Source organism: Shewanella olleyana (genome assembly GCF_023283825.1).
Lineage (GTDB): Bacteria > Pseudomonadota > Gammaproteobacteria > Enterobacterales > Shewanellaceae > Shewanella > Shewanella olleyana.
The window spans coordinates 20,481-35,951 of sequence record NZ_JAKILD010000012.1; the positions used below are offsets into that span (position 1 = coordinate 20,481).

Annotated in this window: 16 protein-coding genes; 7 read left to right on the forward strand and 9 right to left on the reverse strand. The window is 39.3% G+C overall.

Annotated features, from left to right (window positions below; all coding sequences use genetic code 11):
* Nucleotides 1-144: 144 nt before the first annotated feature.
* The 3 genes from djlA to L2735_RS10115 all read left to right on the forward strand — a co-directional run bounded on the left by djlA (nt 145) and on the right by L2735_RS10115 (nt 2,595).
* On the forward strand, nt 145-921 hold the full coding sequence (djlA, locus tag L2735_RS10105) for a co-chaperone DjlA (RefSeq protein ID WP_248984589.1): 777 nt from the start codon (nt 145-147) through the stop codon (nt 919-921).
* Between the two features lie 85 nt (nt 922-1,006).
* On the forward strand, nt 1,007-1,630 hold the full coding sequence (locus L2735_RS10110; RefSeq protein WP_283104604.1) for an outer membrane beta-barrel protein: 624 nt from the start codon (nt 1,007-1,009) through the stop codon (nt 1,628-1,630).
* 14 nt (nt 1,631-1,644) lie between these two features.
* The gene (locus tag L2735_RS10115; RefSeq protein WP_248984590.1) at nt 1,645-2,595 is read left to right on the forward strand and encodes a D-2-hydroxyacid dehydrogenase; all 951 of its coding nucleotides are present in this window, start codon (nt 1,645-1,647) and stop codon (nt 2,593-2,595) included.
* A gap of 105 nt (nt 2,596-2,700) precedes the next feature.
* On the opposite strand, the gene purT is transcribed toward L2735_RS10115, so the two are convergent.
* A complete protein-coding gene (gene purT, locus L2735_RS10120) occupies nt 2,701-3,897 on the reverse strand; it encodes a formate-dependent phosphoribosylglycinamide formyltransferase (RefSeq protein WP_248984591.1) in 1,197 nt (398 codons plus the stop codon).
* Between the two features lie 310 nt (nt 3,898-4,207).
* On the opposite strand from purT, the gene L2735_RS10125 reads away from it, so the two are divergent.
* Nucleotides 4,208-4,621 (forward strand): DUF3302 domain-containing protein, encoded by a 414-nt coding sequence (locus L2735_RS10125; protein ID WP_248984592.1) that lies wholly within the window; start codon nt 4,208-4,210, stop codon nt 4,619-4,621.
* A 2-nt stretch (nt 4,622-4,623) separates the two neighbouring features.
* The gene (locus L2735_RS10130) at nt 4,624-5,772 is read left to right on the forward strand and encodes an HlyD family secretion protein (protein ID WP_248984593.1); all 1,149 of its coding nucleotides are present in this window, start codon (nt 4,624-4,626) and stop codon (nt 5,770-5,772) included.
* A 102-nt stretch (nt 5,773-5,874) separates the two neighbouring features.
* On the opposite strand, the gene L2735_RS10135 is transcribed toward L2735_RS10130, so the two are convergent.
* A complete protein-coding gene (locus L2735_RS10135) occupies nt 5,875-6,420 on the reverse strand; it encodes a DUF4136 domain-containing protein (protein ID WP_248984594.1) in 546 nt (181 codons plus the stop codon).
* A gap of 272 nt (nt 6,421-6,692) precedes the next feature.
* Between L2735_RS10135 and L2735_RS10140 the strand changes: the two genes are divergently transcribed.
* Nucleotides 6,693-6,998 (forward strand): DUF1289 domain-containing protein, encoded by a 306-nt coding sequence (locus L2735_RS10140; RefSeq protein WP_248984595.1) that lies wholly within the window; start codon nt 6,693-6,695, stop codon nt 6,996-6,998.
* Nucleotides 6,999-7,010: 12 nt separating this feature from the next.
* On the opposite strand, the gene L2735_RS10145 is transcribed toward L2735_RS10140, so the two are convergent.
* From L2735_RS10145 to glnD, 7 genes are all read right to left on the reverse strand, one after another.
* Nucleotides 7,011-8,300: an ATP-binding protein gene (locus L2735_RS10145; protein ID WP_248984596.1), complete on the reverse strand. Its 1,290-nt coding sequence runs from the start codon at nt 8,298-8,300 to the stop codon at nt 7,011-7,013.
* Nucleotides 8,301-8,317: 17 nt separating this feature from the next.
* Nucleotides 8,318-9,031 carry a winged helix-turn-helix domain-containing protein gene (locus tag L2735_RS10150; RefSeq protein WP_248984597.1) on the reverse strand — a complete coding sequence of 238 codons (714 nt, stop codon included), beginning with the start codon at nt 9,029-9,031 and terminating at the stop codon, nt 8,318-8,320.
* Entirely contained in the window at nt 9,031-9,447 is a 417-nt protein-coding gene (locus L2735_RS10155) for a DUF3019 domain-containing protein (RefSeq protein ID WP_248984598.1), read from the reverse strand. Before L2735_RS10155 ends, L2735_RS10150 begins: the two co-directional genes overlap by 1 nt.
* A gap of 2 nt (nt 9,448-9,449) precedes the next feature.
* Nucleotides 9,450-10,325, reverse strand: coding sequence for a MipA/OmpV family protein (locus L2735_RS10160; RefSeq protein WP_248984599.1), 876 nt, complete (start codon nt 10,323-10,325; stop codon nt 9,450-9,452).
* A 179-nt stretch (nt 10,326-10,504) separates the two neighbouring features.
* Nucleotides 10,505-10,765 (reverse strand): hypothetical protein, encoded by a 261-nt coding sequence (locus L2735_RS10165; protein WP_248984600.1) that lies wholly within the window; start codon nt 10,763-10,765, stop codon nt 10,505-10,507.
* A gap of 179 nt (nt 10,766-10,944) precedes the next feature.
* Nucleotides 10,945-11,460, reverse strand: coding sequence for a YcxB family protein (locus L2735_RS10170; RefSeq protein ID WP_248984601.1), 516 nt, complete (start codon nt 11,458-11,460; stop codon nt 10,945-10,947).
* A gap of 289 nt (nt 11,461-11,749) precedes the next feature.
* The gene (glnD, locus tag L2735_RS10175) at nt 11,750-14,485 is read right to left on the reverse strand and encodes a [protein-PII] uridylyltransferase (RefSeq protein ID WP_248984602.1); all 2,736 of its coding nucleotides are present in this window, start codon (nt 14,483-14,485) and stop codon (nt 11,750-11,752) included.
* 123 nt (nt 14,486-14,608) lie between these two features.
* Here glnD and L2735_RS10180 point away from each other — a divergent pair, with 123 nt between their 5' ends.
* Nucleotides 14,609-15,346: a 16S rRNA pseudouridine(516) synthase gene (locus tag L2735_RS10180; protein WP_248984603.1), complete on the forward strand. Its 738-nt coding sequence runs from the start codon at nt 14,609-14,611 to the stop codon at nt 15,344-15,346.
* Nucleotides 15,347-15,471 lie beyond the last annotated feature (125 nt).

Below are 15,471 nucleotides of genomic sequence, written 5' to 3' on the forward strand. Positions count from 1 at the left end.
CTTTAGCGGTTTATGAATGAGCCATTAGCTGGTTAGTTTAAGTTTTTAGCGACTTATAAAAAGCCTTTAGCAAGTTGTTGAAAAGCATTAATTCATTTAACCGGCACACTTTACATATGCCGGTGTTATTTAGCGGGAAGTTTGATGCGTATTTGGGGTAAGTTTTTTGGGGTTATCATTGGTTTTATGTTTGGCAGATTTTTTGGTGCCCTCATTGGACTATGGTTAGGCCATTTATTTGATAAGCGAGCTGGCTTCGCCGACATGCTGCGTAAAGGTCAAGCAAGGCAAGCGCAGTTTTTCAATACCACATTTACTGTAATGGGACATGTGGCCAAAGCATCTGGTCATGTAACCGATGTGGATATTCGCATAGCGTCGATGTTGATGGATCAAATGAAGTTAACTGGCGATGCCAGACGAGATGCACAAGCTGCATTCAGAAAAGGCCGTGATGCTGACTTCGACTTGGTGCAGACGCTCCGTGAATTTAGGACAATGACTCAAGGCCGTAATGAAATTCTGCAGATGTTTTTAGAAATTCAAATCCAAACAGCCTTATCTGATGGCGAGTTACACAGCAAAGAAAAGCAAATTTTATCTACCGTTGCCAAAGAGTTAGGGTTGGGACAAGCTCATTTAGATGCGTTATTAAATCGCTGGCAAGCTGAGTTTCACCATCATCAGTCGGGGCAAGGCAACACAATGCAACTTGACGACGCCTATTCCTTGTTAGGCAAGCAAGAGTCTTCAAGTGATCAAGAGATTAAACGGGCTTATCGGAAATTGATGAATGAACATCACCCAGATAAATTAGTTGCCAAGGGACTTCCTGAAGAAATGATGGAGCTAGCCAAAGCAAAAGCTCAAGATATTCAATCTGCTTATGAAACAGTAAAAACGTCCAGAGGGATGCGCTAAAAGAACTTATAACTAAAAAGAATCGTTCGGATTGAAATGTTCGAGCGATTTCGATAAAGCTTGATTGTTGTATATGGAGTTACACATGAGAAAAACTGTTATTGCTAGTTTTGTTGCTACTGTCTGTTCTGCCGCGATGACTTTTCCTGTTAAAGCTGAAATTTATGTATCGCCTTTCGGTGGTTATAGTTTCGGTAGTAGTGAATTTGATATTTCAGATCCTAATACTAATGAGAGTGGTAAGTTAAAAATTACTGAGGCTGAACATTATGGCGTGATGATTGGTACCACCACCAAAGATCCTGGCAACATTTACTTTTTATACAGCACTCAAGCGACGGATATCAGAAATGGCGCCTTTACTGATGAAGTCTTCAATGAACTAGACGTTGATTATTTCCATTTAGGCGGCAGTTTATATTTCCCTAAAGGCAAGTTTAAGCCTTATGTGACTGTCAGTGCGGGCGCGACGCATATGCGCCCTAGTGGTAACTACTCTTCAGAAACACGTTTCTCAATGGGGTTTGGTGGTGGCGCTGCATTTGAGATTACCCCTCAAGTTGCCTTGTTTGCTGATGTAAGGGGTTATGCGACATTCGTTAATTCTGATAACACATTTTTTTGTGGCCCCGATGAATGTATATGGAATATATCGGCAGATGTGATGTGGCAAGGACAAGCCAATGTCGGTTTAGAGTTTAAATTTTAAATAGGTCTTTGCGCATGAAAATAGTGGTACTTGATGGCTATACATTAAACCCTGGCGATCTTAGCTGGTCAGAATTGTCAGCCTTAGGTGATGTAGACGTTTTTGAGCACAGTACAGTTGATCAAATCGTTCCTCGTTGCCATCAAGCCGATATAGTATTGACTAATAAAGCGGTTATCTCTGATGCTGTTCTTCAGCAATGTAGCAAGCTTAAATACATTGGTGTGACAGCAACAGGCACCAATGTTGTCGATGTGAAAGCCGCGAGTGCACGTAATGTTGTCGTCACTAATGTCCCAGCGTACGGCCCTGATGCGGTAGCCCAGATGGTTTTTGCATTAATTTTGCAGCACAGTCAGCAAGTGTCTTTGCATGACAATGCCGTTAAACAAGGTCAATGGACACAGTCTCGGGATTTTTGTTTCACTTTATCGCCGTTAATGTCGCTTAAAGGAAAAACAATCGGGATTGTAGGCTTTGGTGACATTGGCCAACAAGTGGCTAAATTAGCGCTAGCATTTAATATGAAGGTCATCATTACGAGTAGTCGTGAGAAAACAGGTTTAGCCGATAACATCAGTTGGCAGCCTTTAGATAGCTTACTTACTCAAGCCGATATTATTTCACTGCATTGCCCGCTTAATGAGGCGACAGATAAGATGATTAATACGGATAGTTTATCGCTATTAAAAAAAGGTGCTTTGTTGGTGAATACTGCACGGGGAGGATTAATTGATGAAGGAGCATTGGCTCAAGCATTATCTCAGCAACAATTATTCGCTGCTGTTGATGTGCTCTCTACAGAACCACCAGACAAAGATAATCCTTTGCTTTCAGCCGATAATATTATCATTACTCCACATATTGCTTGGGCAACGATAGAAGCTAGACAGAACCTATTGAATATTGCCCTGAATAATGTGCAGCAGTTTTTGAAGGGAACACCTATTAATACTGTTAACTAGCATGTCTCATAAATTCAGTTAACTTGCAGTCTCAAATAAAAAGCCTAACACTCATATGTTAGGCTTTTCGTATCGCAACTAAGTCATTCTATTTTAAATAACGAGTTAAAAAATGACTTTAACTTCTGCAGCAGAACGTTTGGCTTTCGCGATTGAAGATTCAATATCTTTATCTCTAGCAAGCGCGACACCAAGTCTTCTTCGGCCATCAATATCGGGTTTACCAAACAACTTAACTTGAGTGTCGGCCTCTTTTAAGGCATTAGCCACGCCTTGGTAGCGAATGTTTGATGATTGACCTTCAGCAAGAATGACCGCAGATGCACTTGCGCCATGCTGCTTAATATCTGTAATAGGTAGTCCCAAGATTGCTCGAACATGCAATGCAAATTCAGAGGTATCTTGGCTAATTAACGTCACTAACCCGGTATCATGTGGGCGTGGTGAAACTTCAGAGAAATAGACTTCATCGCCTTTAATGAATAGCTCTACGCCAAATAAACCAAATCCACCTAAGGCTTTAACAACCAATTGACCAATCTCTTGAGATTTAGCTAACGCAATTGCTGACATAGCTTGTGGCTGCCAAGATTCACGATAGTCGCCATCTTCTTGTCTATGACCGATTGGAGCACAATAATGAATGCCATTAATCGCACTAATTGTTAGCAGAGTGATTTCATAATCAAAATCAATAAAACCTTCTACAATAACGCGTCCACCGCCAGCTCTTCCTCCTTCTTGGGCATATTGCCAAGCTTGCTCTATTTGCTGTTCAGTTTTAATAACGCTTTGACCTTTGCCTGATGAACTCATGACAGGTTTAACAACGCAAGGAAGGCCTATTTGTACAATTGCTGCTTTAAACTCAGCGAGCGTATCACAAAAGAAATAAGGTGAAGTTGGGATTGATAAGGTCTCAGCAGCAAGACGTCTAATACCTTCTCTGTCCATGGTCAACTGAGTTGCTTTGGCTGTTGGGATAATGTTAATCCCACAGGCTTCCATTTCAACTAAGGTTTGAGTCGCAATCGCTTCAATCTCTGGGATAACTAAGTGTGGCTTCTCTAGTTCAACCACATTTTTTAAAGCAACTTCATCAAGCATGTTGACCACATGAAAACGATGAGCAACTTGCATTGCAGGCGCATTAGGGTAGCGATCTACACCAATGACTTCGATTCCAAATCGTTGAAGTTCAATGGCAACTTCTTTGCCAAGTTCACCACAACCTAACAGCATCGCTTTAATTGAGCCATCAGTGCCAGCTGTACCAAAATCAAATGGGGTCTTCGCGTTCATTGTTTTACCTTCTAGGAAGCTTCGTAGGGTTATTGCATCAGGATTTTATCTTGTATTCGAAATTGATTGATTAGCAAAGGCTATAAATGTGTAAAAGATCACGAGAAAAGAGTTATTTTTTTAGCGAATAAACAGTCTTTTACAGATATTTATTGATATTCTTGTGTTACCTTTAGGTTGTGCTTGTGTTGCGTTTTATGTTGGGTGAATTACCGATTTATCAAATTTAGATTTTAGGTTAAACAGTTTACGGTTTAGCACTAATGAAAACTCGGTATTTTTCTTGTTGGTGGGTTGATAGGAGAGCTATATGTTTTTGGATTATTTTGCGTTAGGGCTACTTTTTTTTGTCGCTCTAGTCATTTTTTATGGTGTGATTGCAATTCATGATATTCCCTATGAAATTGCCAAGAAGCGTAACCACCCGCAACAAGATGCGTTGCATATCGCGGGTTGGGTGAGCTTATTTACCTTGCATGCGATTTGGCCATTTTTATGGATTTGGGCAACCTTATATCGTGAAGATAGAGGTTGGGGCTTTAGTAATGGTAAGAAACGTGAATTTATCCTCGAAGGAGAAGTGCGTGAACTGATGGAGAAAGTTGAGAACCTAAACCAACGACTTGCATCTATAGAGACGCCAGAGTCCTCAACAGCCGCACCTGAAGCAAAAGGTAATGCTGAACCAAGTCAGAAACCACAACAACCAGAACAAGAGGCGTAATTATGGATCTGCTACTGATTTTAACCTACACCGCTTTTTGTGTTGCGATATTCAAAATATTCAAAATACCATTAAACAAATGGACTGTGCCAACAGCGGTATTAGGTGGCATTGTGCTTATTGGCACCTTGTTAATTTTGATGAATTACAATCATCCATATAGTCGATTTGCTAGAGAGTATTTTGTTTCTATTCCTATCAACCCCGCAGTTCGTGGCTTGGTCGTTGAAGTGAATGTAAAACCGAATGTGCCTGTTAAGAAAGGCGACTTACTATTTAAAATCGATCCAACTCCATTTATTGCAGCGGTAAAACAAAAACAAGCTGCATTAGAAGATGCAAAACAAGCTGTGCCGCAGCTTAAAGCATCATGGGACAGCGCAATTGCGCGTGTTACACAAGCTGAAGCTAATCGTGATAGAGCTAAATCTGCCTATGAGAGATACGATGAAGGTAAGCGTAAAGGCGGTAAAAACTCGCCATTCTCAGAACTTGAATTAGACAATAAAAGACAAACATACTTATCGGCTGAGGCACAGTTTAAAGCGGCTGAAGCTGAGGAAATTCGATATAGATTGGCGTATGAATCAAACATTGATGGTGTGAATACCGATGTCGCAGTCGTTCAGGCTGAGCTTGATGAAGCGCAGTTTAACTTAGATCGTACCGAAGTAAGAGCGCCTGTTGATGGTATTGTAACGCAAATGGCATTACGTCCTGGTGTCATGGCTGTACCTATTCCATTGCGCCCAGCAATGACATTTATTCCAGATGAAGACAGGTATTTTGCTGGTGCATTCTGGCAAAATTCACTTTTACGTCTTAAAGAAGGGGATGATGCAGAGATTATTTTAGATGCTATGCCTGGGGTCGTTCTTAAAGGGCGAGTTGCGAAAGTATTACCTGCAATGGCTGAAGGTGAGCTGCAATTCGGTGGTGCGCTACGTTCATCAAATCAACTTTTTCAACGTGGTCGCGCGCTGGTCTTAATTGAACTTAATGATGATAATGAACTCCTTGCTACATTACCCGCTGGTGTTGCTGGACAATCAGCGATATACACAGAACATTTCAGTCATGTGTCAATTATTCGTAAAGTGTTACTGCGAATGCAAGGTTGGTTGAATTACTTATTTGCTGAAGGACACTAAAATAATTGCCCGCTAAGTATCGATTGATAGAGTAATTATTTTTACTAAAAAGTCCGCATATAGCGGACTTTTTTTATTGAAATAGCTTCAGCTATAAGAAAATTACTTTGTCTCGGGTAAGGGAGGGAACTGTGCCAATATGTTGCTAATGGTCTTACTGGTTTCAGCCACCTTTTCATCGCCGCCGGATTCAAAATCAAATTCGTCGGTGCCACGCCAGATTAAGCGATTTTCTTTGGCATCAATAATATCAACTTGAATTACTTGAATTTTTGCACTGTCACTACCGATTGGGATCCCCATACTGGTACCGACGCCAACTCCACCGTGACTACCGCTGGTTCCTGTGCCTAATCCAATTGAAAGGCCTGAACTTTTTGGCTTGTCTTTAGTTAAAAATGCATAGCTAACAGCAAAATCACTTTGATCTGTTTTTTCAACAAACCCTTTCTCGGTTAGAGAGGTTCTGATATTAGCTCGAATTCGCTCAGCACTCAGCTGATCGCCTTGATCTGGTGTTTCAATAAAGTAAAAAGTTTGAAGCTGGCTAAAATCGTACTTGGTGTCATAGTCAGAATTACTGTTGGTACTTTTACAAGCGGTGAAACACAGTATCACCGAAAGCAGGATTAGGTTTCGCAATAACATAGCACTCTCCATTTGTGGCAGGCTTCAATTTTAGTATGGCATAGGGTTAAACATTGATGGCTGTCAGCAGGGTAATATACACGCAAATTTATTCACAAATTTAGTGGTACAGCGGTTAAGCCTTTTTATGAGCTTAATGTAATTTGGCTGTTTAAACCAATCTTAGTTGATCTTACGTGCTGATTTATTTGATAAATAAGCATGTATGAATATGCCTTTTGGCCAGTTTAGTGCTAAGTTAGAGTAATAAATGACCACAAGTTAGTGAGGATATGGAACAACTTAGTTTTCTATCAGTACCTAGTCCGTGTATAGGCGTGTGTCAAACTGATGCGCGTGGTTATTGTGCGGGTTGCTTACGTAACAGAGATGAACGCTTCAATTGGCTGCATTTCAGTGATGCGCAAAAACATAATATTATTCGCCTGTGTTTACAGCGTAAACGCCGTAGGCAATATGCAAAGTATAAAGCGCAACAGATAGCGATTAAAGAACAGCAGGCTGAAGTTAACACTCAACTCGATTTCGAAGAAGAGAAAGAAGACAAACTAGATTTTGGTGATTTTTCTTTAGATTAATTTGTTGGCAAATTAAACATCCATCTTTGGCTTCACAAATAAATGGTCTCTTGGCCAAATTAATGTGAACGAAGTATTATCTTCATCACTAACTAAGTTAACTCGGCCTTTATGGCGATGCATGATCCGTTTAATAATCGCTAAGCCTAAACCATGCCCTTTATTACCTATATGTTGAGATTTACTGCGATAAAAAGGCTCAAACAGTTTTTCTTGGTCCTCTTCTGGAATTGCTTCACCATCATTTACAACAGATAAGAACACTAACCTTTCATCGTAACTCAAATACAGTTCAATACTGGTTTGAGTGTAACGTTGGGCATTGGTGATGAGGTTCTGAATAGCACGTTCAACTAGAGGTGGCTCAGCCATAATCAGCATATTGTCCATAGAATAATGGAAGTTGATAGGCTTATCACTAAGTGGTGTTAAGCGCGCTGTTAACTCCTCTGTCATGCTAATTAGCTCGCACTTTTCAAAAGTAGGTTCTTGTTGCACTTCAAGGCTTGCATAGGTTAGTAGTTCTTGTAGCAAGGTTTCCATTTCCTTGATATCAAGTTGCATTTCTTCTAGAAACTCTTGCGTTCGCTGCTCATCATTTTTGGGCTGACAATATTGTGGAAGCAGGGCAAGAGCAAATTTGAGCCTCGCGAGCGGAGTTCTTATTTCATGAGAAACCGCATTAGATAAATGTTTTTGGTTTTCGATAAGGTCACTAATATGTTGCGCCATATCGTTGAAGGTATTAGCTAGTGGCGCGACTTGAGAACTGGCATTTAGCTCAATTCGGGTATTCCATTTTGCTTCACCAAAATTTTGAGTGGCCTTTTTTAAGGTCTTTAAATCTTTAGACAGTGGCCAAACCCAAATTAATGCAACAAAAGCTAATGATAAATAGAAGAAAATAGTAAATAAACTACGTAATTGACCACGTGGGTCAACATCAATTGGCCCGGCCATAAGCACTTGGTCACCGACAGCAATGAACTGTAATTCATGACTTTTATCTGCAGTAGTTGTAGTAACAAGTTGATTGTTCGACAAGACCACATCGCCACTTAAGGCTATTTCATTTTGTTCAAATAATTGCAGTGGATAAAGGAATTGTTTACTGATGTTATCAAGTAAGGCTTGGCGATCGGGTTTAGGTTGCTGAGCAAGAAGTAATGCAAAGGCAATTAAAGGTGAGTCAAGGTGGTCGTTATCTTCGACTTGTTTTTGCCATAGGCTATCTAGTGTCCAGCCTATACCTAAAAAGCTTAAGCTTAGTAATAGGTATAGGCTGATGAAGAGTCTTTTCAAAGTCTTCTATAACCTGATTAATTATTCCACGCTTCCGGCGCGAATAAATAACCTTGTCCCCAAACAGTTTTAATCCTGAATGGTGTTTCGATGCTATCACCTAACTTCTTACGTAAGCGCGAGATACGAACATCAATTTTTCTATCTTTACCGTCAAAATCGATATTAAGAAGGTATTGATAAATATACTGACGACTTAGTACCTGACCTGCTTGTGAGGCTAATAACCACAATAATTCAAACTCGTGGCTAGTAAGGTCTACTTCTGTATTGCCTAAACGGATTGCTTGGGTGTGAGGATCAATACTGAGTTTCCCAAAGCTTAAACAGTGAGACTCAGGTTTTGAAGGTTGAGCCTGACGGCGCAGTAAATTATTGATTCGAGCAACTAATAGGCTTGGTTCTACAGGCTTAACCACATAATCATCAGCACCTAACTCTAAGCCTTTGATTTGGTCTTCGGGAGAACCTAGCGCACTCATTAATAAAATCGGACCTGCAAAGTAATCAGGTAGTTTTTCACACAGGCTTAATCCATCAAGTCCAGGTAGCATGATATCAAGTAAAATGATGTCAGGCTTGTAACTAATTAATCGTGTTAAAACGGTATCACCACGTCGTTCAACTTCGACGTGCATATCGTGTGACTTAAGGTAATCCACAATTAAGTTGGCAAGACGAATATCATCTTCGACCAACAAAACTCTATGAGTTGATGGGGGGGTTGCCATTAAAATAAACTCCAAGGGTTACGGTAACGTCTACGTACTTTTGTTTCTGACGTAGTTGTGACTTTAAGTAATACGTCCGCCAGTTCTTTATTATTATTCTTATTTATTAAAACAAAATGAATGTTTTTGTTTGTTTTTACAGAAATTTGCAATGAGCGTTCATTGATTGAATCACTACACCACCGCGATAAAGATGGGTAATTTGAGATAATACACACCAATTGATCAGTATCGACATTCCAATTTAGTTTAATGTCAATTTCACAAATACTGTCACCAGCATCAATTAGACATAAACGAGGGGTAGCCGAAAACTGTGCTTGCCCGGTAAGCGTATCAGCTTTGGCATAGAAAGCACTAAAAATCAGTATTAAGATACCTAAAAGGTGATAGACCTTAGGTTCTTTATAGGACAAGGTTAAAACCTGTATGCAGCTCCAACAAAATATGAGCTTGTGTAATCTTCATTAATAATTGGACTGTCGATAATTTCATTGGCTAATTGGGTATAACGCGCTGCTAAAAGTAAGTCCCAGCTGGGTGAAATATGGTAACGCGTTGTCAATTCTATTGAATTACTCCAATCTGAGTTGGGTTGGTATTTTTCACTCCAGTATGCATTTTCACTGGCTCGAACACCAAAGTAATAGTCAATAACTTCTGAGCTTTTCCAGGCTGTTTTTAACGCTAAATCAAAACGCCAGTCAGAAATGGCAAGTGAATATGTCCAGTTGATATCTATTTCTTGACCATTATGTACATTTAACAAGTCATGAGCGGCGGCAATTTTTAAAACGCCTAATTTGCCATACCAGAAAAGTTCAACCCCACCATATACGGTGAAGTTTCTACTTTCAAGTTCATTTAAAACAGCAGGTTGACTTACTTCTTCAATTCCAAAATCATCCGATGGTCGTAAGTCTTTCGCATTGTTAATACTTGCTGATTGAGGTAAAAAAATATTGGAAGGATCCCAACGATAGAAAAATGCACGTTCGTCGCTGTAACTGGTCGCGAGATTAATAGTAAAGCTTTCTTGTTCCGTTAATGTATAACCAAAGTTGAAGTTATCAAAAAACCAGTTTTCGCCGTAGTAAGCTATTGAAGGTATTACATAAAGAGGTATGTCGTCATAGCTTGTTAATGGGTTAGTCTTATTGCCATAACCAAATGCAACACTGATATCCCACTCACCGACAACGATACAATCTCCATCTCTTTGACAAGGTTCATCAGCCATTGCTGGTGCAACGGACAGAAAAAACAGTGTGAAAATGATAAGAAATTTATACATCAACAACAAACAACCTTCGTAATATCAAAATAAAAACACCTAATAAAAGCGACTTTATCACTAAAATGAAGTCGGAAAAATTGCTTTAATTAAAATGATACAAACTGATACTTGTAGTTCTTGGTTGTTAATGATGTTGTTGGTTGCGTTGATTTTGGTCAAGCCTTTGTTTTTGTATGTTATAAGTTGTCTTTTGTTAACTCTGTTTTAGCTAGAGAAAATTGGCGTTGATATCCCATTTCGATCAATTGAGCATTGACGCAATCAGATACAAATTGTTGCGCTTCACCGGATTCAATTTGTTCTTCTGCAGCGGCTTTAGTACAAATATCCGTAAGAGAAATTAGCGTTTCTTTAGGCGCTTTAACGTCATTTGCTAAAGCTGAAGTACTCAATATAACAGTCGTTGCCAGTAGGGCTGATAATGATAAATTTTGCATGGGTTGTCCTTTATGAGAACTTATTATTAATATCTTGTGAATTTATCGAGTTTTTTTGCAATAGACTTTTGCAAATCATTTTGCAATAGACTTTTGCATATATTCTTTGTAAATCGATTTGTTTGTAATAACAGCTTTGTTTGTAAATTGAACAGATAGTTAGTCAAATAGATGCACGATTAGTTCATTTTTTGTTTTATAAATTCAATTGCTGCATCGTTTAAACAACGCTTTGAAACGTAATGTTTAAGCTTTTCTGTCGTTAATAAAAAACCTTGTTCTGTTTCTTGCGCTTGATAAATATCAGTCCATTTGAGCAAATGATCAATATATGCAGACTTGGAGTGAATGCCTTGGTCATTGATGGTTAATGTGACAGGGTTATTCGCAGACTTACTGATGAGTTGCCTCATCAACCACCAAGCTCGATTAAAGCGTACTTGAAGTGCTTCAACGGCTCCTAAGCCAATGAAAAAGTACGCAAGATAAGGGGAGACATCGGTTTGAGTCATTAAGACCCCAGCTACAATAAAAGCTAAAGCTTTTAAATAACGCTTTGGGCTATGGTTAATGACCACAGACTCGTCAAAGGTTTCAGCGAAGTGAGATTTATCTAGAATATATTCTTTAGAAAAGTTAAAACCGATATCAGTTAAGTTATCGGTTTCAGTCGTTGGAGTATTGCTAGCAGACATAATGTGCTCATAATCAATCTTAATGGGGTAATTATAAGGTTGAAGTGAACTAATTGACTAGTTTTTCCTGCAGCTAAGCTAGAGTAAGACCTGTTATTTAAACCAGTTCGCAAAGTCTGTTATCTATGTCTGTTATTTAAGCCTGTTATCTAAATTTGTTATTTAGATTTGATAGAAAAGAGCAGCATGCCAAAGTCATTAAATCAGCTTATAGGTCGTTGACACATCCTCACAGCTCATAACCTATCAATTAAAAGCCAAATAGTTCGAACTTATTTATGCTTGAGTATTAGCTTGAGGTAATCGATTTAACTAATTTCTCCTGTAACTCAATTTGTTCTAATTCCGTTAATTGAGCACCATGCTGATTCGATAAAGCAAACACATTATCGGCCCGTTCACCAACAGTACTGATAGCAGCAGAGTGAATATTAAGATCTAGCGTTCTGAATGCACTTGCTATTTGTCCCATAAACTCATGGGTCTCTAACGCCAAAATATGCACTAAGGTGCGATCTGCTTTTTTAGAATGGATGAACTCAATTGTCGGCTTGTTATCAAAGTTTTTGGTGTGTCTTGAAGGCCGGTTTTTAGGTGGTGACATATTGTCATCTAAAATCTGTCGTAGTTTTTTAGTGACTTGTTTACGTCTTTGAGAGCTAAAGATAGGTTTGCCGTCAAAGTCGAGCACTTTAAAAGCTTCTACAACATAGCCATCTTTAGTTTTAGATATTTGCGCTTGATTGACCGATATTTTCAATGTCGACAAGGTATTAAACAGTGAGATAAATAAGCCTGGTCTGTCTTTAGTATAAACAAACACATCGCTACAGCCTTTAACACTACTGTCATCGAGTATGATGAGTGAAGGTGGCTCACTGAAATTCTTCTCAGGAATACTATCTACAGCTATATTATCTTTGAGAGCATTATCTTCAGGCGCATTAGCTTCAGTAGCATTAGCTTCAGTCGCATGAGCTTCCGAGACAGATGGCCCGTGTTCATGCTGGGACTCATGAGCTAATATTCCAAGTGTATATTTGGCTATCTCAGTGGGGATAGCATTACTGAAAAATGATAACGGTAAGCGTTTCCATAATCTATTTACGGCTACAAGTTGAGCTTCATCGGCATTAATTAATCCTAAAGCTTCTTGCTTGTGTTCCCTGACAACTGTTCTGAGCTGTAATACGTTTTCTAGGCCGTTACGCAATGCTTTACGGGTCGCAAAGTACAAATCTGTGAGTAAGCTTGCTTTCCAGTCATTCCATAAGTCGTCGTTAGTTGCTTGAATATCTGCAACCGTAAGGCAATAGAGTGCATCTAATTTAGTCACACTACCTACCGATTTAGCGAAGGTTTTTACCACCTCTGGATCGTGAATATCCATTCGCTGGGAAGTGATCGACATTAATAAATGTTGCTCCACTAACCAACTGATTAATTGTTGCTGAGACGTTTTCAGCCCATGAAACTTGGCAAATAATTTGGCATCGACTGCACCGAGTTCACTATGGTCACCACCACGACCTTTTGCTAGATCGTGAAATAAAGCAGCAAAAAGAATCGACTCTTTAGCTTGGAATCGTTCATAAATATCAGCGGCTAATTTTTGATCTGGTGACACACTATCTTGAGTGAGTTTGTATAAGTTTTTTAATAGCTTATGTGTATGCTCATCGACTGTATATGCATGAAATAAATCGAATTGCATTTGGCCTACGACTTCACGCCACTGAGGTAAATATGAAGCCAAAATGCCATGTTGATGCATTAAGGTTATTGCTAAACCCATTCCATGAGGGTTTTTAAATAACCTGACGAATAATTCACGACAAACTTGGTAGTCTTGCAAGTCACCCATTAAACGGCGACGAACTTGTCTTAATAATCTTAGTGTTTCAGGGGTGATCCCTGTGACTTGCTCATGATGAACGGCTATGTAGTTAAACATGGCCATAATTTGTGAGCGGTCGATAAATACGTCTTGGTTCTCTGCGTGAATTTGGCCGTTGTAAATTTGAAAGTCTTCGTTGATGTTAACTATTTTTGGTTTTTTTTGTGGCACAATTTCACGTTCAAAATAAGCCATTAGCATTAGGTTGAGCTCACGAATTCGTTTCATAGCTCTAAATAACTGGCGCATCATTTTTTCGATGGCAATATTACCACTGTCACCAAAACCTTGAAGACGAGCCACTTCTGCTTGATGTTGCAAGAGCAGTCTATTTTCAGGTCGGTTCGAGGCTTGATGTAATGCAAAACGCACCCGCCAAATGAAGTTTTGACACTCCATGAATTCAGCATATTCATCGTCAGTTAAAAACTTGAGGCGTCGTAAATCTTTCAGGCCATCAATGGAGAAATGTTTTCGTGCAATCCAAGTGATGGTTTGGATGTCACGCATTCCGCCTGGGCTATTTTTTAAATTAGGTTCAATATTAAATGCGGTACCTTGGGCTTTATGATGACGACCTTTTTGCTCATTAAATTTCGCTTCAAAAAAGGCTTCACTAGACCAAATTGTTTCACCGTATAGCTTGCTTAGCACCTGATGTTGATGGTTTTCATGGCCACAAATATGACGTATCTCTAACAAAGTGGTGGCAATGGTGACATCTTCAGCACAGGCAATAAAAGTATCATCTAATCTTCTTACTGCGTGGCCAAGGTCTAGCCCTAAATCCCAAAGTTGAGTTAAAAAGTCTCCAAGGGCACTGGCATCGTTATTGGATATCTCGTCGTCATGGATAATACAGATATCAATATCTGAAAATGGATGGAGGGTTTTGCGGCCATAGCCGCCGACGGCATTAAGGGAGATGGTTTTAGCTTCAAATTGAAAAGCATGCCATATATGGCTAAGTAATATGTCGAAAAACTGCGCGCGATGCTGCAGGATTTCTGCGATAGAACAACTACTGATTTGTTGTTCTAACCAGGTATCAAACTCAGTAATGGCTTGTTTAAGCTCTACAATGCTCATTTCTGGTTGTAAAATCGGATAAGCTGGTTGCAAAGACATGTTACTCCTTATTGTTTTGCCCACAAACAGAGTATTCGATTTGGTTTATTAACTCAAACGAACCGCTAAAATGAATAGGAATAAGTTAATTCTTTTAACTAGTTAAATGAGAATAAATAATTAATGCGCAGTAAAAGAAGCCGATTAGACCAGTTTATTGCTCAAAAACTGCAGATTTCCAAAAAAGCGGTTAGACAGCTATTGATTGATAATAGGATTGAACTGGATGATAAAATCTGTAAGGAAGTGGATAAGCAGATTAATGAATTTAGCCGCATTCGATTAGATGAGACATGGTTACAACACCGAAGTAGTCAATACTACATGCTCAATAAACCTGTGGGTGTTGTGAGCGCTACGATAGATGATATTCATCCTACGGCTTTGTCTTTACTTAAAGATGTCGACCCTGAGTTAATGCATATTGCAGGGCGATTAGATTTGAATTCAACCGGACTTTTGTTAATCACCAACGATAGTCAGTGGTCACAAGCCTTAATGGCGCCAGAAACGAAAGTCGACAAACAATACCTAGTGACGCTGGCAAACCCTATTGATGAGAGTTATATAAAGGCTTTTGCTGATGGAATGTACTTTGGTTACGAAGATATCACTACAAAACCTGCAAAGTTTGAGTTGGTGTCAAAATTTCAAGCAAGGGTGACATTACAAGAAGGCAAGTACCATCAAATTAAGCGAATGTTTGGCCGCTTTCGAAACCCTGTTGTGGCGCTACATCGTGAATCTATCGGAGGCATTATTCTTGATAATAATTTAGATGCAGGAGAATATCGCCACCTCACCGAATGGGAGGTGCATACGATGAGGAAGTTGCAAGCTTATCCTTTTATGGGAACCTAATGTATGTCGATAATATATTTTAATTGAAAGCTGTCTGAGTAACCGAAGGGTAAGTGGTTTGCAGTAAATAAATAGCATATTGTGTTTAAGTGTTCAGAGATAAAGGTAAAGCTGAACACTTGCCA